Here is a 21,419-nt window from a genome sequence, read left to right as displayed (position 1 = left end):
AAGTAATTTTAATAACCATTAGTTATCACCCGGTATGGAGCTACCAACGTCGCAGGACCTACGGGAGCGACGGAACTCGCTGGACCTGACACAGAGCGCGCTCGCCGAGATGGCGGGTGTGTCACAGCCACTAATCGCCCGAATCGAAGGCGGTGACGTCGACCCGCGACTGTCGACGCTGCGGCGAATCGTCGATGCCCTCGACGAGGCCGAAGGTAGCGTCGTGCGCGCCGAGGACCTGATGAACGAGACGCTGGTCAGTGTCGCACCGGACGACTCCGTGGCCGATGCCGAACGCCGGATGGAGGAGGCCGCCTTCTCGCAGTTGCCGGTGTTACAGAGCGGCCTCCCCGTCGGGTCCATCAGTTACAGCGACATCCGCCGAGCGGGCGAGAACGTCGGCCAGAAGGCCGTCGCTGAAATCATGAGCGAGCAGTTCCCGACCGTCTCCCGCGAGGACTCCGTCGACAAGATAAGCAACCTCCTCGACTACTACAAGGCCGTCATCGTGACCGACAGCGGCGAAGCGGTCGGCATCATCACCGAGGCTGACATCGCCGCCGAACTCTCCTGACGTTTTTGTCCGAGAGCGCGGCCACCCGGAACGTGCGCTAACGAGTGACGCGGCTACGGGTTCGCGCGTGTGTGTCCAGCCCGTTCCGTCTCCCGAGCGGACACCTGTTCGCTACAGGTCGAGTCCGCGGATGGCGACGCCCTCGCCGTCTTCGACCCGGCCAATCACGCGCCCGTCGACGGCGTCGGCCAACGACTCGGCGTCGTCGGGGTCGAGCGCCGCGACGAAGCCCGTGCCCATGTTGAACGTGCGGTGCATCTCTTCGTCGGAGACGTTGCCGGTCTCTTGGACGAAATCGAACACCGGCTGGGGGTCGAAGGGGTCGTCGACCACGTACCGGAAGTCGCCGAGGCGTTCGAGGTTGGTCCACCCGCCGCCGGTGACGTGGGCCGCGGCGTGAACGCCGTGCGCGCGCATCGGGTCGAGCAGGTCCGTGTAGATGCGCGTCGGTTCGAGCAACGCCTCGCCGAGCGTGTCGTAGTCGCCGAACGGACAGGGGTCGGTGTACGCGCCCTGTCGCGTGACGGCCGTCCGCGCCAGCGTCAGCCCGTTGGAGTGGATACCCGATGACGGCACGCCGACGAGGGCGTCGCCCGTCTCGGCGCTCCCGGGGAAGATGCCGTCTTTCGCCGCGAGTCCCGCGCAGGTGCCGGCGAGGTCCAGTCCCTTGACCACCTCGGGCATCACCGCCGTCTCGCCGCCGACGAGGTCGATATCGGCGCGCTCGGCGCCCTCGGCCAGTCCCTCGCCGATCTGCTCGGCGAACGTCTCGTCCGGTTCGTCGACGGCGAGGTAGTCGACGAAGGCGATGGGGCGGACGCCCGCCGCCACCAGGTCGTTGGCGTTCATGGCGATGCAGTCGATGCCGACCGTGGAGTAGTCGCCGAGCGCCTCGGCGACGAGGAGTTTCGTCCCCACGCCGTCGGTCGCCAAGCCGAGATAGCGGTCGCCGATGTCGAGTAGGCCCGCGTAGTCGCCGGCGCTCTCGCCGACGGCGCCGACGAGTGCCGCCGTCGCCGCCTCGCTCTCTTCGATGTCGACGCCGGTCGCCGCGTAGGTCAGTTCGTCGTCAGTGTCCTCGCCCGCGTCGTCCATGCGCTACATCCCATCGGCCGGACGCAAAAGCACACCGTTTGCCGAGATGGCTCGACAGCCGGTACTCTTTGGTGAGCGCCGTGCGTGGCTGGTGCATGGACCGGACGTTCATCCTCGGCGCCGGCCTGACCGCACTCGGCGTCGGCGGCTACGTCGGCGGCCTCGTCGTCGCCTATCCGGGACGCGGGTTCTCGATAACGGCAGTCATGGTCGGCATCACGCTCGCGGCCATCGGTGACCACCGGAGGGTCGGCGCGTGACGATTCGGACGCTCGTCTACGACGGCGACACCGTCGAGACGAAAACAGGAACGGACGCCGAGTCGCTCCGCGCGGCCCGCGTCGAGGCCGGCACCACGTGGATTCGCGCCTCCGACGTGACCGAGGACGAACTCGCGCGACTGAGCGCCGCTTTCGACCTGCACGCACTGGAGATAGAGGACGTCCAGAGCAACGTCAGCCCGAAGGTCGAACTGTTCCCGGAGCACACGTTCGTCCTCGTCAAGACGGCCAGTCTCCGCGGTGGCGAGACGACCTTCGAGGAGGAGATTCGCGACCAGCCGGTGGGGCTGTTCTTCGGCCACGACTGGATCGTCACCATCGCAATCGAGGAGACGGGCGCCGTCGAGACGGTGTGGGAGCGGGTGCGTCGGGAAGAGCCACGATTGCTCCATCACGACGCTGACTTCACCGCGTATCGCGTCCTCGACGCCGTCGTCGACGAGTACTTCGCCGTCCTCGACGAAATCGGTCGCGACATCGAGGCCGTCGAAGACCGCATCATCGACGACCCGGACACGGAGACACTGGAGATTCTCAATAGCCTGCGGCGGGAACTCCTTTCGATACGGCGAATCGTGTGGCCGACACGGGACGCGCTGAGCGTCCTCGCTCGCGGCGACGCCGAACACGTCCAGGAGTCGACCGAGAAGTACTACCGCGACGTGTACGACCACCTCGTCCAACACGTGGACCTCGTGGAGACGTATCGTGACCTGGCGAGTGGCGCACGCGACATCTACCTCAACACGCTCTCGCAGTCGACCAACGAAGTGATGAAGCGCCTGACCGTCGTGGCGACCATCATCCTGCCACTCACGTTCGTCGTCGGCGTCTACGGCATGAACTTCGACGGCGGGCCGTACAACATGCCCGAACTCGGATGGCAGTTCGGCTACCCAGCCGTCCTCGTGGGGATGGCGCTCACCGCGTCCATCATGCTCTGGTATTTCCGGTCGGAAGACTGGCTGTGAGTCACATGTACATCCGGTCTTCGGGCACCTGTTGGTCGTCGACCGCTTCGAGACGCTCGGCGAGGTCCTGATAGTACTGCTCGACGCTCTGGGCGAAGGCCTCGAGCGGTCCGGCGTCGATACCGAGGTCGTACACCCGGTCGAACGTCTCGATGAGTCGAATCGCGGCGGTGACGTCGGGCACCTGTTCGTGGACGGGAGTGATGAACACGGCCGTCCGAAGCGGTGACTCGATACCGCGCTGCATCAGGGCACCGTCGACGCCGTCGAGAAAGCCCTTCGCCATCGGGGATACGTCGGTGTCGGCGAGGCGGTGCGTCCGGTAGTCGTCGGAGGCGACGTAGAACGTCGCGTGGTCGTCCGGGCCGTGCGCGTACGGGACGCCGGAGAGGACGACGATTTCGGAGACACCGTTGTCGCGGGTCCACGAGAGGAGGGCGTCGGCGAAGTCGTCCGCCGCCTGCCCGGGGACGAACAGTTCGTTGACGAGGACGGTCAGGTCGAGGTCGGGCCGTGAGAACAGTCGCGAGTGGTGGCGCGGACGCCCTTCCTCGAACGGCGTAATCGGGGGGAGCGAGTCGGTGGAGACGTGACCCGTCTCGGTCAGGTCGAGGTGGTCGACGAGGTAGTCGGCGGCGGTGAGACCGGCTAGCCCGAACGCGGAGAAGCCGGCGACGACAGTCGTCGATGGCTCGGTGTCGTTGGAGATTCGAAACCCGGCGTTCGGGGGAGTCGTTGGCATGGGTCAAGAGAGGGCGGGAACCGACTTAGGCGTTGCCGGCGATCAGTCGTCGGCCACGTCGTCTGCGGTGGCGGTGGTCGGCGTTTCCGGAGTGGCGGAGCGCCACGTGCCGCGCTGGAACCAGGCGTAGGCGAGGACGGCGCCGACGATATTGGAGATGAAAAAGGAGACCCAGATGCCGGGCGGGCCCATGAACCGCGACGCGACCCACGCAATCGGGAGGCGGACGAGGCCGAGCATCGAGACGGCGATGGCCGCGGCGGTCAGCGTCTTGCCCGCGCCCCGGAAGCCGCCGTTGTACGAGCGCATGATGCCGATGAAGCCGAAGGAGGGCGCGACGTAGCGGAGGAAGTTCGCGCCCACGTCGACGACGGACTGGTCGGTCGTGAACAGGCCGACGATGGGGTCGGCGAAGACGAACGTAACCACGCCCGCAGCGGCGAGGACGACGAACGTGGTGCGGGCGGCGACGCCCGCGGCGAGGGCCGCCCGGTCGGGTTTGCCGGCGCCGATGTTCTGCCCGGACATGGTTTCGACGCCCCGAGACACGGCGATGGCGGGGAGGAAGATAACCGAGAACACCCGCACGCCGATGCCGAAGGCGGCCACGACGGGCGTCGAGAAGGTGCCGACGATGAACATGAGTAGGTTGATGGCGATGGCTTGGCCGGTGCCCTCGATAGAGGCGGGCACGCCGATGCGAACGAGTCGCCACCCGTATCCGAGGTCGGGAATCACGTCACTGGGGCGAATCCGCACGCCGCGTCGCCCCGAGACCATGATCCAGAGGCCGACGACGAGCGCCAGTCCCCGGGAGAAGACGGTGGCGATGGCCGCGCCCTCGATTCCCCACTGGGGGAATATCCACCAGCCGAAGATGAGAAACGGGTCGAGCGCGACGTTGAGGGCGACGGAGCCGAGCATGACGAGCATCGGCGTGATGGTGTCGCCGTACCCCCGCATGAGCGAGATGAACACGAAGAAGCCGAACATGAAGAAGATGCCCAGCGAGATGATCTCCATGTACGCCGTCGCGAGGGGCAACACGTCGGGGGCGGCGCCCAAGAGGTCGAGGACGTCGCCGACGAACGTGTAGGCAAGGGCGCCGAGGAGGACGGACGCGACGGCGGCGAAGCCGACGGTCTGGGAGGCGGCGTACTCCGCCGCCGAGGGGTCGTCCGCCCCCGTGTACTGCGCGACGAGAATGCTCCCCGCCACCGCCAGCCCCATCCCCAGCGAGATGATGAGAAAGACCATCGGGAAGGCGAAACTGATGGCTGCGAGGGCGTCCGTACTGTACTGGCCGATCCAGAAGGTGTCCGCGAGGTTGTACGCCGTCTGCAACAGGTTCGTGACGACGATGGGTAAGGAGAGATAGAAGAGTGGCTTGCCAACGTCGCCGCTGGTCAGGTCGAACTCGTCGCGGGATTTGAACAGGTCGGGGACGTTCATTCGTCGGCCTCCACGAGGTGGTCGTCGACGAACGCGCGAACCGCGTCGGGGACGCCCGCCTCGTCGTCGAGGGCGACGCGTCGGGAGCGGGCGCCGTTGACGAGTGTCACGAGGAGCGTCGCCGTCGTCTCGGGGTCGATATCGGCGCGGAAGGCGCCCGTCTCGACGCCCTCGGTGACGATGCCGCGAACCTCGTCGTGGAGGTAGCGGTCGAATCGCGCCAGACGCTCGCGGAAGCCGTCGTCGTGGGGGGCCTGGGCCTTGACCTCGAACAGCGCGGTGCGAAGCTCTTGGGAGGCGTCCGTCCGCGGCGGGTCGAGTGCGTCGGCGAGGAGCGTCTGCAGTCGCTCTCGGGGTGGCCCGTCGCCGTCGTCGGCGACCCGGTCCGTGTAAGCGTCGAAGAGGTGGTCGAGGAAGGCGAGAAGGAGGCCGCGCTTGGTGTCGTAGTGGTAGTGGAGGGCGGCCTTGCTCTTCGACCACTCGTCCGCGATGTCCTGCATCGTCAGGTTGGCGTACCCGTGCCGACAGAGCGCGCGATACGTCGCGCACATGATGTCGTCGGTAGGGGTGTCGTCGCCGGTCACGGTGTAACTGACCGGTCAGTCAGCAAAAAGCGATTCGGAAGCGAACGAGGCGACGCCGCCATCCGCGCGTGCGACCGAGAGACCGGAGACACGCGAGAGAGACGGCTATGCGACCGTGTGACGGAGACACATCGGCGAGCGACAGGGTATTGAACGCCGAGGAATCGAGAGGAGGTATGGGTCTCCGTTCGAAATATCATCCAGCGGTTCTCGCGACGGCGCTCGCGACGTTCGTCTGCTTTCTCGGCATCGGCATCGTCGACCCGATTCTCCCGAGCATCGCCCAGACGATGGGTGCGAGTCATTTCATGGTCGAACTCCTGTTTACGAGCTATCTCCTCGTGATGGGCGGGGCGATGCTGTTCGCCGGGGCACTCGCCACCCGCATCGGGAGCAAGAAGACGCTCCTCCTCGGCCTCGGCATCGTCGCCGTGTTCGCGGGGGCGTGCGCGCTCGCCTCGTCGGTCGAAACCCTCGCGATTCTCCGCGGGATCTGGGGGATGGGCAACGCGCTGTTCACCACGACGGCACTCGCCATCATCGTCGGCGTCTCCGCCGGGAACAGTGAAGCCGCCATCTCGCTGTACGAGGCGTCGCTCGGCTTCGGCATCGCCTGTGGCCCGCTCATCGGCGGGGTCCTCGGCGAGCAGAGCTGGCGATTCCCGTTCGCCGGTACGAGCATCCTGATGGTCGTCGCGTTCGTGTTCGTCGCCCTGACCATCAGCGAACCCGAATCCGAGCGCCGACAGACCGTCCGCGACGTGCTCGGCGCGTTCCGTCACAGCGGCATCCGGACGAACGCCGTCGTCGGCCTGCTGTACACGTTCGGTTTCTTCACGCTCCTCGCGTACACGCCACTCGTTCTGGGCCTCGGCTCGTTCCAACTCGGCCTCGTGTTCTTCGGCTGGGGGACGCTCGTCATCGTCGGCTCTGCTATCCTCTCACCGCGCCTGAACCAAGTGTTCGGGACGCGCAAGACCACCGCCGGCGGCCTCACCACCTTCGCCCTGATTCTGTGCGTGATGTGGCTCTCCGGTGGTGCTACCAATCTCCTCGTCGCTCTCGTCGTCGTCGCCGGCCTCGTCTGTGGCCTCCTGAACGCGAACCTGACGACGCTCGCGATGGGCGTCTCCGGCCACAGTCGCTCGATGGCCTCCGGCGCGTTCAACAGCTTCCGGTTCGTCGGCGGCGCGTTCGCGCCCATCACCGCCGGCTACATCGGCCAGCACTACGGCGCGACGGTGCCCTACGCCCTCGCAACGGCCACCGTCCTCGTCGGCCTCTTCGTCCTCCTCGGTCGGTTCAGCGAGTTCGGCTTCGCGCAGTCGGAAGCGCACCACTGACGAGCGCGTCGCCGCAACGCGCCGTCAGAACCCGACGCCGAGCACGAACACCACGTATATCGCGAGTGCGGCGGCGGGGAGGAACGTGAGCGCGAAGACGCCCTTGCTCCAGTCCAGCACCGTCCGCCCGTCGAGCGAGCCGATGGGGACGAGGTTGAACGCCGCGAGAAAGAGGTTGATAGCCACCCCGCGAGAGCCGACGAGCGACAGCAGGGGAGAGCCGACGAGAAGCCCCGCGACGAATATCGGCGCGAACACCAGCGCGAGCAGGCCGTTCGTGACGGGACCGGCGAGTGCGATGAGGCCGTGTTGGCGTTTGGTGAGTCGCCCCCGGTGGTGGACGGCGCCGGGCGCGGCAAAGAGGAAGCCGATGAGCGCGCTCATGACCGCGAGAAAGAGCATGTTGTAGTCGGCGCGGAACTCGGCGACCTGGTCGAAGCGCACCGCGACCACCTTGTGCGCGAGTTCGTGCAGGAGGAAGCCGAGGCCGGCGGTGAGCAGGGATACGAGGAGCGGCCGAACCAGTCCCTCGCTGGCGAGCATCGAGAGCGCGCGACTCCCGCCGCCGGCGAAGAAGATGGCGAAGGCGACGCCGAGGACGACCCACGCCACGGCGAGGTCCCGGAGTTCCCGGGAGCTGAAGGTGAGGTTCACGCGAGCGTCCTCCAGAGGAGTTCGGCGCTGTTGCGCGCCCCCTCTATCATGAGTCGAGAGACCCCGTCGATGCCGCCGACTTCCGTCGCGAACTGGGGGAGGATGTACGCCGCGAAGAGCAGGCTGGCAATCATGCTCCCGACGTTCGTCAGCGCGACGATCATGATGAGTCGGAAGAGCGGCACGTCGAACATCTGCCCGACGAGAGTTCGAATCGGCGTCTCCTCGTCGCTCAGCAGTTCGTTCAGCCGGCCGATATCCGCGACGTTGACGGCGGTGTGGCGGAGTTCGACGTAGCCGGTGAACCACCCGGGCGCGAGCAGGGGGTTGACCGACGTCATCCACGCGACGAGGCCGCCGACGAGCGTCGAGTCCCAGCGGGCGCCGGCGAGGCGGGCGAGGCCGGCGGCGAAGACGCCGTTGACGACGAACCACGCCGCGAAGAGACGGAGGAGGAACGTATCCCGAACGCCGGCCATCGCGAGAAGGACGAAGAAGACGACGAAGCCGACGGAAAGGAGGACGCCGACGAGTTTCAGCCACGGAATCCCGCCGCCGCCGGAGTCGGTGCCGACGAGCGACTCCCACGGCGGGAGTGTCTCGGGGGCTTCGAGGTAGGCTTCGATGCCCTCGCGGTGACCGGCGCCGACGATGGCGACTACGTCCGCACCCGACGAGCGGAGGCGGACGAGTTCGTGGGCGATGTAGGCGTCGCGTTCGTCGATGAGCGCGCGGGCGCCCTCCGGGCTGAAGGCGCGGAACTCCTCCATCATGACGCTCACCACGTCGGCGTCGGTGAGTTCGTCGACGTCCAGTTCTTCGAACTCGTCCTCGCTGGCGGTGCCGTAGCCGAGTGCGGCGGCGACGGTGCCGGCGAGGAGGCCGACGGTCACGCCGCCGACGATGCCGAGGGTGAGACTGCCGACGACGCGCACGACGAACGTCCCGAGCGATGCGACGAAGCCGTCGGCGAGGCCGAGGCCGACGCCGCCGACGAGTCCGGCGGCGAGGGCGGCGCCCACCGCGACGACGATGCGTCGGTCCGGGTCGCGAACGCCGAAGGCGTCAGCGACGGTGTGGACGAAGAGGCCGACGCCGAAGGCGACGGCGACACCGCCGGTGACACGCGTCAGGACGAACGTCGAGAGGCCCACGGAGGAGCCGAACAGGCCCAAGAGCGGGCCGGCGATGATGCCGACGAAGACGCCGAGTGCGATGCCGATGCCGCGGGCGTCGGTGAGGCCGAACGCGAGGCCGCCGACGAGTTTGAGTTTCTCCAGTAGCCCCATCCGCGACCAGAACCGCTGGATTGTCGTCTGGATGTCGCGGTCGACGAGTGCGACGTCGATGCCCAACTCCTCGGCCGTCTCGACGGCCGCGAGCATGTCGGCGCCGGGTTCGATGTCGAACCGGTCGCCCAGCCGCGATTGGACGTACGAGAGCATCCAGTAGGCGAGAAACTGAAAGACGGTGTTGCCCCGGAGCAGATCGCCGGGTTCGATGTCGTCGGGCGTCTCGCCCTGCATCTGCCGGTAGCGACCCTCGTCGAGTTCGACGGCGACCACGTCCGGTCGTTCGGCGTCGATGACCTCTTCGACCTCTCGGACGCTGTCCGCGGAGACGTGGGCCGTGCCAACGACCCTGACACTTCCCTCGCGACCGGTCGACGTAGCGGGGTCGCTCATTGGCGCTCGCTACTGGGGCACGCTTTTTACCCTTGTCGGAGAGAGGCGGGGTATGGTCTCCATCGAGAACGAAGACACGCTGGCATCGACCCGCGGCCGGGAGACGGCGCTGGCCTGCGTTCGCGCGGGCATCGACGCCGCGCGGCCGGGACACGTCGTCACCGAGTCGGTCCGCCTCGACGGCGACCGACTCCACGTCGCGGACGCAACGTACGACCTGACGGGCGTCGACCGAATCGTCGCCGTCGGCGGCGGGAAGGCGGCCGACGGCGTCGCGGACGCGCTAGAGACCGTCCTCGGCGACCGTCTCAGCGCCGGCGCCGTCGTCACGCCCGAACCGAGCGAGGGCAAACGCATCGAACGCCTGCAGGGCGACCATCCCGTCCCCAGTCAGGCGGGCGTCGACGGCACCGAGCGGATTCATGACCTCGTCGCCGACGCCGACGAGCGAACGCTCGTCATCGCCATCATCACCGGTGGGGGGAGCGCGTTGCTCCCCGCGCCGGCCGACGGTATCTCGCTCGACGACCTGCAGACGACGACCGACGCACTCCTCGACGCCGGCGCGGAAATCGGCGCGCTCAACGCCGTCCGCAAGCACCTCTCGACGCTGAAAGGTGGCGGACTGGCCGATCTCGCTTCCCCGGCGACGGTCGTCAGCCTCGCCTTCAGCGACGTGGTCGGCAACGACCTGAGCGTCATCGCGAGCGGGCCGACCGCGCCCGACGAGTCGACCTACGCCGAGGCGCTGGAGGTACTGGAGCGCTACGGCGTGGACCCGCCGGCGGCGGTCCGAGAGCGACTTGAGGCCGGCGCGGCGGGCGACCTGCCGGAGACGCCCGGTCCAGACGACCCCGTCTTCGACCGCGTGACGAACCACGTCCTCGCCGACGGCTTCACGGCCATCGAGGCGGCGCGGGAGGTGGCCGCCGACCGCGGCTACGACACCTGCGTCCTCTCCTCGTCGGTCCGGGGCGAGGCCCGCGAGGCCGCCCTCACCCACGTCGCCGTGGCGGAGGAAGTCGGCGCGACGGGGAACCCGATATCGGGGCCCGCAGTCGTCCTCTCCGGCGGCGAAGCCACGGTGACGGTGCGCGGCGACGGCGAGGGCGGTCCGAACGCCGAATTCGCACTGGCCGCCGCCATCGAACTCCCCGAAGACGCGACGCTGGCCTGCGTCGACACGGACGGCCGCGACGGGAGTAGCGACTTCGCGGGCGCCGTCGTCGACAGCGACACCGTCGAGGACGCGAAGGCGGCGCGGGCGGCACTCGACTCGAGCGACGCCTACGGCTACCTCGACGGTCACAGCATCATCAGCACGGGTGCGACGGGGACGAACGTCAACGACCTGCGGGTGCTGGTCGTGGAGTAGGGACTGGGCGGAAATCGAAAAGCGAGGGCAAAGAGCGCCCCGTCAGCAAGCCGTCGAGAGGTTACTGCGTCGACGCGTCGGTGACCAGCGTGTCGTCTTCGAGGTAGTGCTCGAGGTGGTGGGCGTGCGCTTCGAGTTCGACGAGCTGTTCACGGAGCATCTCCGCGGTGGCGTGGTCGCCCAGCCCCTCGGCGAGGTCGACGTGGTCGCGGACCGTCTCGATGATGTCGCCGTACATCTCCATGTCGTTGCGGAGCGAGGTCCGGATGTCGTAGACATCGTCGCCCTCGGGGGAGACGGGCGCGTTCTCTTCGAGGTTTTTGCCGCCGGCGAGGGGGACGCCGCCGAGCGCCTGTGCACGCTCTGCGAGTTCGTCCGCTGCCTCCTCGGCGTCTCCGGCGGCGTCGCCGAGGAAGAGGTGGAGGTCACGGAACTCCGCACCCTCGACGTTCCAGTGGTGCTTTTTCAGCTGGTGGTAGAGGACGTACGTCGCGGCGAGGTCGGTGTTGAGCGCCTCGACGAGCTGTTCGGTCTTCTCCTGGTCGAGTCGAAGGGCTTCGCTGGCTTCGACGGTACCGGCCTGCTGTCGGACGGACTCTTGCGTACTCATTGCAATCTATTGTTGGGTCTCCACCCACTTACCACTTTTCGCTGTGACCAGTTAACACGCTTTGAAACGCCGATATTCGGCACATTTGGGGTCGCTACCGGCCGTCTCTCACGCCGGTTGTGTCCGAGATGAGAGAGGAAGATTTGTACCCGGGGAGAGCGTAGCCGGCCTCATGGCAGACTTGCTGCCCTCGCGTCCCGACGCCGCCGCGGCGGAGGAGGCCGACCCCCGCGTCATCGGCCTCGACAGCGAGGACGCCGACGACCTGTTGTCGGCGCTCTCCTCCGACACCGCCCGCGAGGTGCTCGCGACCCTCCACGACGAACCGGACACGCCCGCGAACGTGGCCGACAGTGTCGACACCTCCCTCCAGAACGCCCAGTACCACCTCGGCAACCTCGAGGACGCTGGGCTGATAGAGGTGGCCGACACCGTCTACTCCGAGAAAGGCCGCGAGATGAAACGCTACGCGCCGGCCGACCGTCCGCTCGTCGTCTTCGCCGGCTCCGAAGAGGAGAGTGAGGGCCTCCAGAGCGCGCTCACGAACCTCCTCGGCGCACTCGGACTCCTCGGTATCGGGAGCCTCCTCGTCCAGTGGTACGCCGAGGGGCCCCCGTTCGTCGGACAGACCGGCGGCGCCGACGCGGGCGGGAGCGGTGGCGGCGTCTCGACCATGAGAACGGAAACGGCACAGACCACGGCCAGCGCCGCCTCTGGCCTGCCGCCGGGACTGCTCTTCTTCCTCGGCGGCCTCCTCGCTCTCGCCGTCGTGGGCGCCGTGTGGTACGTGCGACGGTAGCGGTAGGCGACGGCTACCGGAACGAGCGGTAGGCGACGGCTACCGGAACGAGCGGTAGGCGACGGCTACCGGAACCGACATGGCTCCCACCCCCGTGTTATTCATACTTCCCGCGCCAACCGGAGGCGCATGGAGCACACCGCCGAGGTGACCGGCATCGGGGTGGGCACGAGCGAGGACGGGGCGAACGTCCCTGCCGTTCTACTGACCGCTCGGTCCGAATATCTTCCCATCGTCATCACCGCCGACCAGGCGCGAGCCATCGAACTCGCTCGGTCCGACGAGCCGTTCGACCGGCCACTCACACACGACCTGTTGGTCGAGATGCTCACGGAGTTCGGCGGCGCCGTCGACGGGGTCCGCATCGATGACCTCGCGGACGGGACGTTCTACGCCAAGGTGGACATCGAGCGATACGACCGGGGCGAACCCCAGAAGTTCGTCTTCGACGCCCGGCCGAGCGACGCCATCGCCCTCGCGGTCCGCGTCGACTGCCCAATCACCGTCTCCGACGAAGTGCTCGACCACGCCGGGCGCCCGGAAGACGAGTTCGAACCCGACCGCGTCGAGGACTTCGACGACGACCCGCGGTAGCTATCGGCGGAACTTTTGCCCCCCGAGAGCGACCGGTCGGCCATGACAGACGAAACCGCGACCCTCGCGGAGTCACACACCGAGATGACGGAGATGGTCCTCCCCAACGACACGAACACGCACGGGCGAGCGCTCGGTGGCGTCGTCCTCCACTGGATGGATGTCTGCGGCGCGATTTCGGCGATGCGCTTCGCCAACGAGGGCGTCGTCACGGCGTCGATGGAACACGTCGACTTCAAGCGCCCCATCGACCTCGGGGAAGTCGTCGTCGTCGAAGCCTACGTCTACGACGTGGGGCGAACGAGCCTCGATATCGCCGTCGAGGTGCGCGCCGAGAACCCGCGGACCGACACCGAACACACCGCCACCACCTCGTTTTTCACCTTCGTCGCCGTCGACGACGAGGGCACGCCGACGCCGGTTCCGGACCTCGAATGCCCGACCGAGGGAGAGCGTCGCCTGCGCGAGGCGGCCCTCGACGACCGGGCCGCCCAGCTCGAACGCCTCGTGGAGGAGATGGAGTCCTACCGCGACCGCTGACGGTCAGTCCCCGTCGTCTATCAGTTCCGGCGTCCCGCGGAGGATGCCGTGCATCCCCCTGAGGGGGTCGCCGACGACGATGCCCTCGTCGGTGATTTCGAACCGTCGGAGCGTACGCTCGAAGTCGCTGGTTCGCTTCTTCAGGACGCCGATTGCCTTCTGTAGCTCGCCGTGGAGTTCGAGATGGCGCAGGAAGACGATGTTGTCGGCGAGGTAGCTGATGTTCTCCTGAGTCGCGTTGAACTCGCCGGTGATGTTCTTCGTCTCGTCGATGAAGATGGTGGTCACGCCGACGTTCTTGAGATAGCGGCCGAGGGCGTGGAGGCGGGTGAGCACCGTCTCCGAGTCGCCCTGTAGCGTCAGTCGGTAGCCCGCGATGCCGTCGAGCATGACGATTTGCGTGTCGTTGTCCTCGATGTCGGTCCGCACCATCTGCGCGAACTCCTGTGGCGAGCGTTCGAGGGCGTCGACCTCTCGGACTTCCAGCGTGCCGCGGTCGAGCATCTGTCGGACCGGGATGCCGATGGCTTCGGCGCGGCGGAGATACGTCCCGCGACCCTCCTCGAACAGGTAGACGACGGAGCGCTCGCCGCGTTCGGCCCCCTCGTTCATGAACTGCGTGCCGAGCGTCGTCTTGCCCGCGCCAGTCGGACCGCTGATGACGGTGACGGTTCCCTGTTCGATGCCTCCGTTGAGCAGCGAGTCGATTTCGTCGACGCCGGAAGACACCTGCTTCGGCGTAAACGACCGACTGTGGTCGCCCGGCGCGAGTTCGGGATAGACGTGGACGCCGTCGTCGTCGATGCGGTACGCGTGGTCGCCGCTTCGCGTACCCGACCCGCGGAACTTGGGGACGGCGACGGAGCGGGCGTTGCCGTCCGTCGACAGGCGAATCGTCCCGTCGGCGATGAATTCGAGGTCACGCGTCGGGTCCGCTTGGGCGTCTTGGACGGTGAAGAGGACGGTCGCGCCCGCCGAGCGGAGATAGCGCATGAAGCCGACCACCTGTTTGCGAAACTGGTAGTCGTCGGACGAGAGGTATCGGAGTTGGGTCAGCGGGTCGACGACCACCCGGTCGGGTTCGACATCCGTCACCGCTTCGACGATTGCCTCGCGGAACGGTTCCTGTTCCACCTCCGAGGCCTCGAAGACGTCGTAGGCCCCACCCTCGACGAAGACGTCCGCCGTCGGACTCAGGTCGAGGAAGTCGATGCGGTCGGTGTCGAAGCCCAGCGAGTCGACGTTGGCTATCAGGTCAGACAGGTGCTCCTCGAAGTTGATGAACAGACCCGTCTCGCCCGCATCGAGTCCCGCCTGCAAGAAGTGGAGGCCGAGCATCGTCTTTCCGGACCCCGGCGGCCCACGGAGCATGTAGTTCCGGCCGGAGAGGTAGCCGCCGTGGAGAATGTCATCTAACCCATCAATACCAGTCGCGAGGCGTTCGGTCGACGATGCGGGCATGAGCTCGTCGTAGGCCGCCCGTGATAATAAAGGGCAGTCCGCGTTCGCACTCGTGTTACTATTTTGGTAATAACAGTTAGGTATGCGGACCACTTGGAGGTAGAAACGAAGCCGTCACTTCCCCCCACAGATGTCACATCACTCCGACGAGACGGCGAGTGCTGGCGACAGCGACACGCCGGGCGACGCGGAGCCCCGCGTCCTCCTGTTCATGCAGTCGGGGCGGAACCGCGATCTGTTGAGCGAGACGCTGGCGGACGAGTACCGCGTCGAGACGACGACGGACGTCGCCGACCTCGAGACCGACTTCGACTGCTGTCTGGTCGGCCACACCGAATTTTCGCGGGTTTCGACCACCATCGAATCGGAGCGCGAGAGCGCGGAGCATTTCCTGCCGTTCGTCCTCTTGGTCCCGTCGAACGACGCCCACACCATCGGCACGTCCGTGTGGGAGTACGTCGACGACGTCATCGAAATCCCGACGGCGAAAGCGGCGCTCAGGTCGCGACTCGACAATCAGATCGAGCGCCGACAGACGGCCGCCGAACTCGCCGCGCAGTCACGCGAACTCGAACGCGTCGTGGCGGACCTCCGCTTGAAAGAGCGAGCGATGGAGGAAGCGACGATAGGCATCGTCATCACGGACCCCAGTCAGGATGACAACCCCATCGTCTACGCGAACGAACGCTTCGAAGATATCACCGGCTACGACCGCACGGAGGCGTTCGGCCGCAACTGTCGCTTCCTGCAGGGCGAAGACACCGACCCCGAGACGCGGCGGGTCCTCAGAGAGCACATCGACGCCGCAGAGCCAGTGTCCGTCGACATCGTGAACTACCGCAAGACCGGCGAGCGAATCTGGCAGAACATCGACGTTTCTCCGGTCCACGACGAGGGCGGCGACGTGACGAATTTCGTCGGCTTCCAGACGGAGATTACCGACCGGAAACTCAAGGAACGACGACTGGACGTGTTGAATCGCGTCCTCAGTCACAACCTGAAAAACAAGATGAACGTCATCGAGGGCCATGTGGAATTACTCCGCGACGAGTTCGCCGACGGCGACGAACCGGAGTCACTCGACATCGTCACGGAGGCGGCTATCAACCTGATGGGGCTGGCGGAGTCGGTTCAGGAAATCGAGCGCATCATCTCGCTCGACGGGTCGTCGCCGACGGGCATCGACCTGACCGAGGACATCCTCCGCATCGTCGACATGCTCGGCGACCACTATCCCGACGCGGAAATCACGACGACGCTACCCGACGAGGCGTGTCTGGTGCAGGCGCCGGGCATCGTGGCCGCACTCGAAGAGGCCATCGAGAACGGCATCAAGCACAACGATGCGCCGACTCCGCGGGTGAGCGTCTGGATGGAGAAACGCGACGACGGGTGGATAGACATCGAAATCGAGGACAACGGTCCGGGCATCCCCGAACACGAAATCACGGTGCTGAAAGGCGGGGAGACGCCCCTCGAACACGCCGAACGGCTCGGCCTCTGGATGATTTACTGGGTCATCACCAAGGCGGGGGGGCGCTTCTCTATCTCGACCGACGAGTCGTCGGGGAGCGTCGTCGAAATCTCCGTCCCGGGCCGTGAAGTCGGGTCGTAATCGGCGGGCGTCGCCGGGCTCATACGGAGTATTGTAACTGTTTTTCGGTGGTTCGCCAAGACGAGCCGGCGAACCACCGAGGCTGACTTACAATAGACCGTAGTCACTCGAAGTCGGGCAGGTCGTCGGGCGCCTCGTAGTCGCCCTCCCAGTCGATGTACTCGTCGAGGAGTACGTCACAGACCTGCTGGCCGAGTTCGGTCAACGACGCGTTGATACCCGAGACGGTGCCCCACGAATCGAGGTCCGGATGGTAGTCACGCTCTTTCCAGTCCTCGGGGATGCCGGGCGCGTGGTAGCCGACGCGTTCCGCGAACGCGTCCCAGAAGAAGTCGAACTGGCGGAGCATCTCGAGGTCGGTGACGATATCGAACTCTCGCTCGTCGAGGTCCGTCTCGTCGGCCCAGTCAGTGAATGCCGTTTCCCACGCGCCGTCGCGGAGGAACGCCTCCAGTTCGTCGCGGCGATAGTCCGTCTCCCCCACCACTTCGGCGTCCTCGTACTCGTTCGGGTCGACCTGATTCAGTTCGGGCGGCGGCGGCACCTCGACGTCGAGAGTCATACCCGTGCGTGGGCGACGAGGCGCTAAAGGCGTTCGGTGCGTGTGACCGTACGACGGAGGTTCCGGTTCGAACAGTCTTTTCGGCGTCGACACCCTTCTCCAAATCGATGGTTCTCGACGCGAATCCACTCGACGGACAGGTTGCACTCGTGACTGGCGCGTCCTCCGGTATCGGTGAAGCGACGGCCAAAGCACTCGCCGACGCTGGCGCGAGCGTCGGCCTCGCGGCCCGACGCGAATCCGAACTGCAGGCGGTCGCCGACGACATCGAATCGGCCGGCGGCGAGGCGCTCGTGGTGCCGACAGACGTGACCGAGGAATCGCAGGTCGAATCGATGATAGACACGACCGCCTCGGAACTGGGCGGCCTCGACATCCTCGTCAACAACGCGGGCGTGATGCTCCTCGAAGCCGTCGCGGACGCCGACACCGACAACTGGCGGCAGATGGTCGAGGTCAACCTCCTCGGCCTGATGAGCGCGACGAAGACGGCGCTGCCGGTGATGAAAGAGAACGGCGGCGGCCACGTCGTGAACGTCTCCTCCATCGCGGGCCGGATGTCGATGGCGACGGGGAGCGGGTACAACGCGACCAAGTTCGGCGTCAACGGCTTCACCGAGGCGTTCCGAAAGGAAGTGACCGACGACGGGATTCGAACGACGATTATCGAGCCCGGACTGGTCGACACGGAGCTCGCGGACCACATCCCCGACGAGGACATTCAGGCCGAAACCGAGGAGTGGGTCGACTCCATCGAACCGCTGACGGGCGAGGACATCGCGCGCTCGATTCGCTTCGCCGTCAGCCAGCCCCAGCACGTCAGCATCAACGAGATGCTGATTCGACCGACCCAGCAGGAGATGTAAGCCGTCGCGCGGTACTGTTCAGCTTATCGCGATTTCATTAGAGACACCTCGAAAGCCCCGCCGCGCTGGAGTCGGGGGCTCGTTGCGCTCCTTGGCCGTCGGCCTGCGGTGCTTACGTCTCCCACCTTCCTCCAGCGCGGCGCCCCTTTCAGTTCCACCCAGCGGTGGCCAGCCGGTCAGCCGATGCGGGTGGGACTGAAAGGGGCCGGTGGTTCGGCGAACCCGGACGATGCAAGCACCGCAACGCAGTGAGGAGCACAGCGAGTCCCGGGAGCCGAACCACCGGGGGCTTTCGAGATGGTCACAGTCTCATCGACATATCTGACCACTACATCTCGCGACCACCGTTTTGATATACGCGGGTGAATTGGGTCGGATATGGACGACGCCGACGACGTCAGCGACCAGTACACCCCCGAGGATGTCGAATCCTCGGTGAACGCGTACTGGGACGAACACGACGCCTACGAGGCGGCGAAGGAAGCCCACGCAGACGACCCGCCCTTCTTCTTCGTCGACGGCCCGCCGTACACGAGCGGCCAGATGCACCTCGGCACGGCGTGGAACAAGACGCTCAAAGACGCCATTATCCGCTATAAACGGATGTCGGGCTACGACGTGACCGACCGGCCCGGCTACGACATGCACGGCCTCCCCATCGAGGTGAAAGTCGAGGAGGAACTCGGCTTCAACTCTAAGAAGGACATCGAGGAGTACGGGATGGAGGCCTTCATCGAGGAGTGCAAGTCCTTCGCGGAGGAGAACCGCGCGAAGATGGACGAGGACTTCCAGTCCATCGGCGCGTGGATGGACTGGGACAACCCGTACCGCACCATCTCACCGGAGTACATGGAGGCGACGTGGTGGGCGTTCAAGCAGGTCCACGAGAACGGCCTCGTCGAACGCGGCAAGCGCGCCATCAACCAGTGCCCGCGGTGTGAGACGGCCATCGCCGACAACGAGGTGGAGTACCACGAAATCGAATCCCCCTCCATCTACGTGAAGTTCCCCCTGCAGGACCGCGAGGGGTCGCTCGTCATCTGGACGACGACGCCGTGGACCATCCCCGCCAACGAGTTCGTCGCCGTCGACGCCGACATGACCTATCAGGCCGTCGAAGCGACGAACGACGGCGAGAGCGAGGTGCTCTACGTCGCCGAACCCTGCGTCGAGGACGTCCTGAAGAAGGGTCGCTACGACGACTACGAGGTGCGCGAGGAACTCACCGGCGAGGAACTGGTGGGCTGGGCGTACGACCACCCCCTCGCCGAGGAAGTGCCGGACCACGCCGACGGCGAGGGCGTCGGCGAGGTGTACAGCGCCGAGTACGTCGAGGCCGACCGCACGGGCCTCGTCCACTCCGCGCCCGGACACGGGCAGGAGGACTTCGCCCGCGGTCAGGAACTTGGCCTGCCCATCTTCTCGCCCGTCGCCGGCGACGGCACGTTCACCGCCGAGGCCGGCAAGTACGAGGGCGAGTTCGTCCGCGACGCCAACGACGACATCATCGCCGACTTGGAGGCGAACGGCCGACTGCTCGTGTCGGGTACCCACTCCCACCGCTACGGGCAGTGCTGGCGGTGTGACACCGACATTATCTATCTCGCGACCGACCAGTGGTTCATCACCGTCACCGACGTCAAGCAGGACCTACTCGACAACATCGACGACAGCGAGTGGCACCCGCAGTGGGCGCGTGACAACCGGTTCCGCAACTTCGTCGAGGACGCCCCGGACTGGAACGTCTCCCGACAGCGCTACTGGGGCATCCCGCTTCCCGTCTGGGTGCCGGAGGACGACCCCGACCCGAGCGCGGAGGACATCCTCGTCGTCGGCACGCGCGAGGAACTCGCAAAGCGTGCGGACCAAGAGGTCGACCCCGACGACGTCGACCTGCACCGCCCGAGCGTCGACCCCCTCACCATCACGGAGGACGGCACCACCTACGAGCGGATTCCGGACGTCTTCGACGTGTGGATCGACTCCTCGGTGGCGACGTGGGGAACGCTCGACTACCCCAGCGACGACTCCCGGTTCGACGACCTCTGGCCCGCGGACCTCATCGTCGAGGCGCACGACCAGACCCGCGGCTGGTTCTGGTCGCAGCTTGGGATGGGCACCGCCGCCCTCGGCGAGGTTCCGTACGACGAAGTCGTGATGCACGGCTTCGCCAACGACAGCGACGGCCGGAAGATGTCCAAGTCGCTCGGCAACATCGTCACGCCCGAGGAAGCCATCGACCGCTTCGGGCGCGACCCGCTCCGAGCCTACCTGATGAGCCACGACCAACACGGCGCCGACCTCTCCTTCGAGTGGGACGGCCTCGGCGAGATTCAGTCGACGCTCAACATCTTCTGGAACGTCTTCCGCTTCCCGCTGCAGTACATGCGTCTCGACGACTACGACCCCGCCGGGGCCGACCTGTCCGACGGCGAGTTGACCGTCGTCGACGAGTGGGTGCTGTCGCGTCTCCAGTCGGTCAAACAGGAGGCGAGCGAGGCGTGGGACGACTACGCCGTCCACGACGCACTCAACACCGTCCTCGAGTTCGTCACGGAGGACGTGTCGCGGTTCTACGTGAAGGCGACCCGCGAGCGGATGTGGGAGGACGCCGACTCCGCGTCGAAACGTGGCGCCTACGCGACGCTCGCGACGGTGCTCGACGAGGTGATTCGCCTGCTCGCTCCCGTCATGCCCTACCTCGCCGAGGAGATGTACCAGACCCTCGACGGGGAGGCGACGACGGTCCACGAACTCGCCTACCCCACCGTCGACGACGAGTGGCACGACCCCGACCTCGAGACGGACGTGGCCGTGCTCCGAGCAGTCGAGGAGGCGGCCGCGAACGCCCGCCAGCAGGGCGGCCGCAAACTCCGCTGGCCCGTCCCGCGCGTCATCGTCGAAACCGAAGACGACGCCGTCGCCGACGCGGTCGAGTCCCTCTCGGACCTCCTCGCCGAGCGAGTGAACGCCCGGCGAATCGAGGTGGTCGACACCTTCGACGAACTGGTCGAGTACGCCGACCCAGAGATGGGGGCCATCGGCCCGGCCTTCGGCGGCGACGCCCAACGCGTGATGAACGCCGTTGAGGGAAGCCGTCGCGCCGACTTAGAGACTGAAGACGGCTACGCCGTCTCCGTCGACGGCGAGCGCTACGAACTCACCGAGGAGATGCTGTCGTTCCGAGCGGAACCCCCCGAGAACGTCACGGGGACGGACTTCGACGTCGAGGACGGCATCGGTGGCACTGTCTACGTCGACACGTCGCTGACGGAGGACATCGAGTCCGAGGGGTACGCCCGCGACGTGGTGCGCCGGATTCAGGAGATGCGCAAGCGCCTCGAACTCGACGTGGACGCACCCATCCGAACGCGCATCGACGTCGACGACGACCGAGTCGCCGGCTTCGTCGACGAACACCGTGACCTCATCGCGGAGGAGACGCGAACGGAGGCGTTCGACGCCGAGGCCGACGACCTGACCGAGGAGTGGTCGGTCGAGGACGTGACGGTCACCATCGGTCTGGAACGAGTAGAATAGGTCGGCACGCGGTGCGGGCTTGCCCGTACGCGTCGTGTCCGGGTTACGTTTCTTCGACCGCGCGAGACAGAGGCCG

20 protein-coding genes are annotated in these 21,419 nt (G+C 66.5%); 11 read left to right on the top strand and 9 right to left on the bottom strand.

Features of this window, described 5'->3' with window-relative positions:
• Positions 1 to 34: 34 nt before the first annotated feature.
• Entirely contained in the window at positions 35 to 574 is a 540-nt protein-coding gene (locus BLU18_RS09555) for a CBS domain-containing protein (RefSeq protein WP_092634383.1), read from the top strand.
• 111 nt (positions 575 to 685) lie between these two features.
• Here BLU18_RS09555 and purM read toward each other — a convergent pair whose 3' ends face one another.
• Positions 686 to 1,669, bottom strand: coding sequence for a phosphoribosylformylglycinamidine cyclo-ligase (gene purM / locus BLU18_RS09550; RefSeq protein WP_092634381.1), 984 nt, complete (start codon positions 1,667 to 1,669; stop codon positions 686 to 688).
• 95 nt (positions 1,670 to 1,764) lie between these two features.
• Between purM and BLU18_RS14890 the strand changes: the two genes are divergently transcribed.
• Positions 1,765 to 1,929, top strand: coding sequence for a hypothetical protein (locus BLU18_RS14890; RefSeq protein ID WP_176791222.1), 165 nt, complete (start codon positions 1,765 to 1,767; stop codon positions 1,927 to 1,929).
• The gene (gene corA, locus BLU18_RS09545) at positions 1,926 to 2,921 is read left to right on the top strand and encodes a magnesium/cobalt transporter CorA (protein ID WP_394327335.1); all 996 of its coding nucleotides are present in this window, start codon (positions 1,926 to 1,928) and stop codon (positions 2,919 to 2,921) included. Before BLU18_RS14890 ends, corA begins: the two co-directional genes overlap by 4 nt.
• A 1-nt stretch (position 2,922) precedes the next feature.
• On the opposite strand, the gene BLU18_RS09540 is transcribed toward corA, so the two are convergent.
• The 3 genes from BLU18_RS09540 to BLU18_RS09530 are packed head-to-tail and all read right to left on the bottom strand — an operon-like array spanning position 2,923 to position 5,699.
• Positions 2,923 to 3,663, bottom strand: coding sequence for a proteasome assembly chaperone family protein (locus BLU18_RS09540; protein ID WP_092634378.1), 741 nt, complete (start codon positions 3,661 to 3,663; stop codon positions 2,923 to 2,925).
• Between the two features lie 42 nt (positions 3,664 to 3,705).
• On the bottom strand, positions 3,706 to 5,115 hold the full coding sequence (locus BLU18_RS09535; RefSeq protein ID WP_092634375.1) for an MATE family efflux transporter: 1,410 nt from the start codon (positions 5,113 to 5,115) through the stop codon (positions 3,706 to 3,708).
• Positions 5,112 to 5,699, bottom strand: a complete 588-nt coding sequence (locus BLU18_RS09530; RefSeq protein ID WP_092634373.1) for a TetR/AcrR family transcriptional regulator — start codon at positions 5,697 to 5,699, stop codon at positions 5,112 to 5,114. Before BLU18_RS09530 ends, BLU18_RS09535 begins: the two co-directional genes overlap by 4 nt.
• Positions 5,700 to 5,875: 176 nt before the next feature.
• Here BLU18_RS09530 and BLU18_RS09525 point away from each other — a divergent pair, with 176 nt between their 5' ends.
• Entirely contained in the window at positions 5,876 to 7,042 is a 1,167-nt protein-coding gene (locus BLU18_RS09525; protein WP_092634371.1) for an MFS transporter, read from the top strand.
• 24 nt (positions 7,043 to 7,066) lie between these two features.
• Here BLU18_RS09525 and BLU18_RS09520 read toward each other — a convergent pair whose 3' ends face one another.
• Complete coding sequence (locus tag BLU18_RS09520; RefSeq protein WP_092634369.1) at positions 7,067 to 7,696, bottom strand: zinc metalloprotease; 630 nt, start codon at positions 7,694 to 7,696, stop codon at positions 7,067 to 7,069.
• Positions 7,693 to 9,381 carry a TraB/GumN family protein gene (locus BLU18_RS09515; protein WP_092634367.1) on the bottom strand — a complete coding sequence of 563 codons (1,689 nt, stop codon included), beginning with the start codon at positions 9,379 to 9,381 and terminating at the stop codon, positions 7,693 to 7,695. The genes BLU18_RS09520 and BLU18_RS09515 overlap by 4 nt, the downstream gene beginning before the upstream one ends.
• A gap of 61 nt (positions 9,382 to 9,442) precedes the next feature.
• Between BLU18_RS09515 and BLU18_RS09510 the strand changes: the two genes are divergently transcribed.
• Positions 9,443 to 10,756 (top strand): glycerate kinase type-2 family protein, encoded by a 1,314-nt coding sequence (locus BLU18_RS09510; protein ID WP_394327337.1) that lies wholly within the window; start codon positions 9,443 to 9,445, stop codon positions 10,754 to 10,756.
• A 61-nt stretch (positions 10,757 to 10,817) separates the two neighbouring features.
• Here the strand turns inward: BLU18_RS09510 and dpsA are convergent, their stop codons facing one another.
• Complete coding sequence (dpsA, locus tag BLU18_RS09505; protein WP_092634363.1) at positions 10,818 to 11,366, bottom strand: DNA starvation/stationary phase protection protein DpsA; 549 nt, start codon at positions 11,364 to 11,366, stop codon at positions 10,818 to 10,820.
• A gap of 172 nt (positions 11,367 to 11,538) precedes the next feature.
• On the opposite strand from dpsA, the gene BLU18_RS09500 reads away from it, so the two are divergent.
• The 3 genes from BLU18_RS09500 to BLU18_RS09490 all read left to right on the top strand — a co-directional run bounded on the left by BLU18_RS09500 (position 11,539) and on the right by BLU18_RS09490 (position 13,299).
• Positions 11,539 to 12,165 (top strand): ArsR/SmtB family transcription factor, encoded by a 627-nt coding sequence (locus tag BLU18_RS09500; RefSeq protein ID WP_092634361.1) that lies wholly within the window; start codon positions 11,539 to 11,541, stop codon positions 12,163 to 12,165.
• A 129-nt stretch (positions 12,166 to 12,294) separates the two neighbouring features.
• Positions 12,295 to 12,759: a bifunctional nuclease family protein gene (locus tag BLU18_RS09495; protein WP_092634359.1), complete on the top strand. Its 465-nt coding sequence runs from the start codon at positions 12,295 to 12,297 to the stop codon at positions 12,757 to 12,759.
• A 42-nt stretch (positions 12,760 to 12,801) separates the two neighbouring features.
• Positions 12,802 to 13,299 carry an acyl-CoA thioesterase gene (locus BLU18_RS09490; protein WP_092634357.1) on the top strand — a complete coding sequence of 166 codons (498 nt, stop codon included), beginning with the start codon at positions 12,802 to 12,804 and terminating at the stop codon, positions 13,297 to 13,299.
• A gap of 3 nt (positions 13,300 to 13,302) precedes the next feature.
• Here the strand turns inward: BLU18_RS09490 and BLU18_RS09485 are convergent, their stop codons facing one another.
• Positions 13,303 to 14,760, bottom strand: coding sequence for an ATPase domain-containing protein (locus BLU18_RS09485; RefSeq protein ID WP_092634355.1), 1,458 nt, complete (start codon positions 14,758 to 14,760; stop codon positions 13,303 to 13,305).
• Between the two features lie 130 nt (positions 14,761 to 14,890).
• On the opposite strand from BLU18_RS09485, the gene BLU18_RS09480 reads away from it, so the two are divergent.
• Positions 14,891 to 16,375, top strand: coding sequence for a PAS domain-containing protein (locus BLU18_RS09480; RefSeq protein WP_092634353.1), 1,485 nt, complete (start codon positions 14,891 to 14,893; stop codon positions 16,373 to 16,375).
• Positions 16,376 to 16,478: 103 nt separating this feature from the next.
• On the opposite strand, the gene BLU18_RS09475 is transcribed toward BLU18_RS09480, so the two are convergent.
• Entirely contained in the window at positions 16,479 to 16,937 is a 459-nt protein-coding gene (locus BLU18_RS09475; protein ID WP_092634351.1) for a DUF7992 family protein, read from the bottom strand.
• A 107-nt stretch (positions 16,938 to 17,044) separates the two neighbouring features.
• Between BLU18_RS09475 and BLU18_RS09470 the strand changes: the two genes are divergently transcribed.
• Both BLU18_RS09470 and ileS read left to right on the top strand, forming a co-directional pair.
• Positions 17,045 to 17,803 carry an SDR family NAD(P)-dependent oxidoreductase gene (locus BLU18_RS09470; protein ID WP_092634349.1) on the top strand — a complete coding sequence of 253 codons (759 nt, stop codon included), beginning with the start codon at positions 17,045 to 17,047 and terminating at the stop codon, positions 17,801 to 17,803.
• Between the two features lie 378 nt (positions 17,804 to 18,181).
• Complete coding sequence (ileS, locus tag BLU18_RS09465; RefSeq protein WP_092634346.1) at positions 18,182 to 21,343, top strand: isoleucine--tRNA ligase; 3,162 nt, start codon at positions 18,182 to 18,184, stop codon at positions 21,341 to 21,343.
• Positions 21,344 to 21,419 lie beyond the last annotated feature (76 nt).

The organism is Haloplanus vescus, from assembly GCF_900107665.1.
GTDB lineage: Archaea > Halobacteriota > Halobacteria > Halobacteriales > Haloferacaceae > Haloplanus > Haloplanus vescus.
The sequence above is the reverse complement of the archived record's forward strand: the minus strand, read 5'-3'. Positions and strand labels throughout refer to the sequence as shown.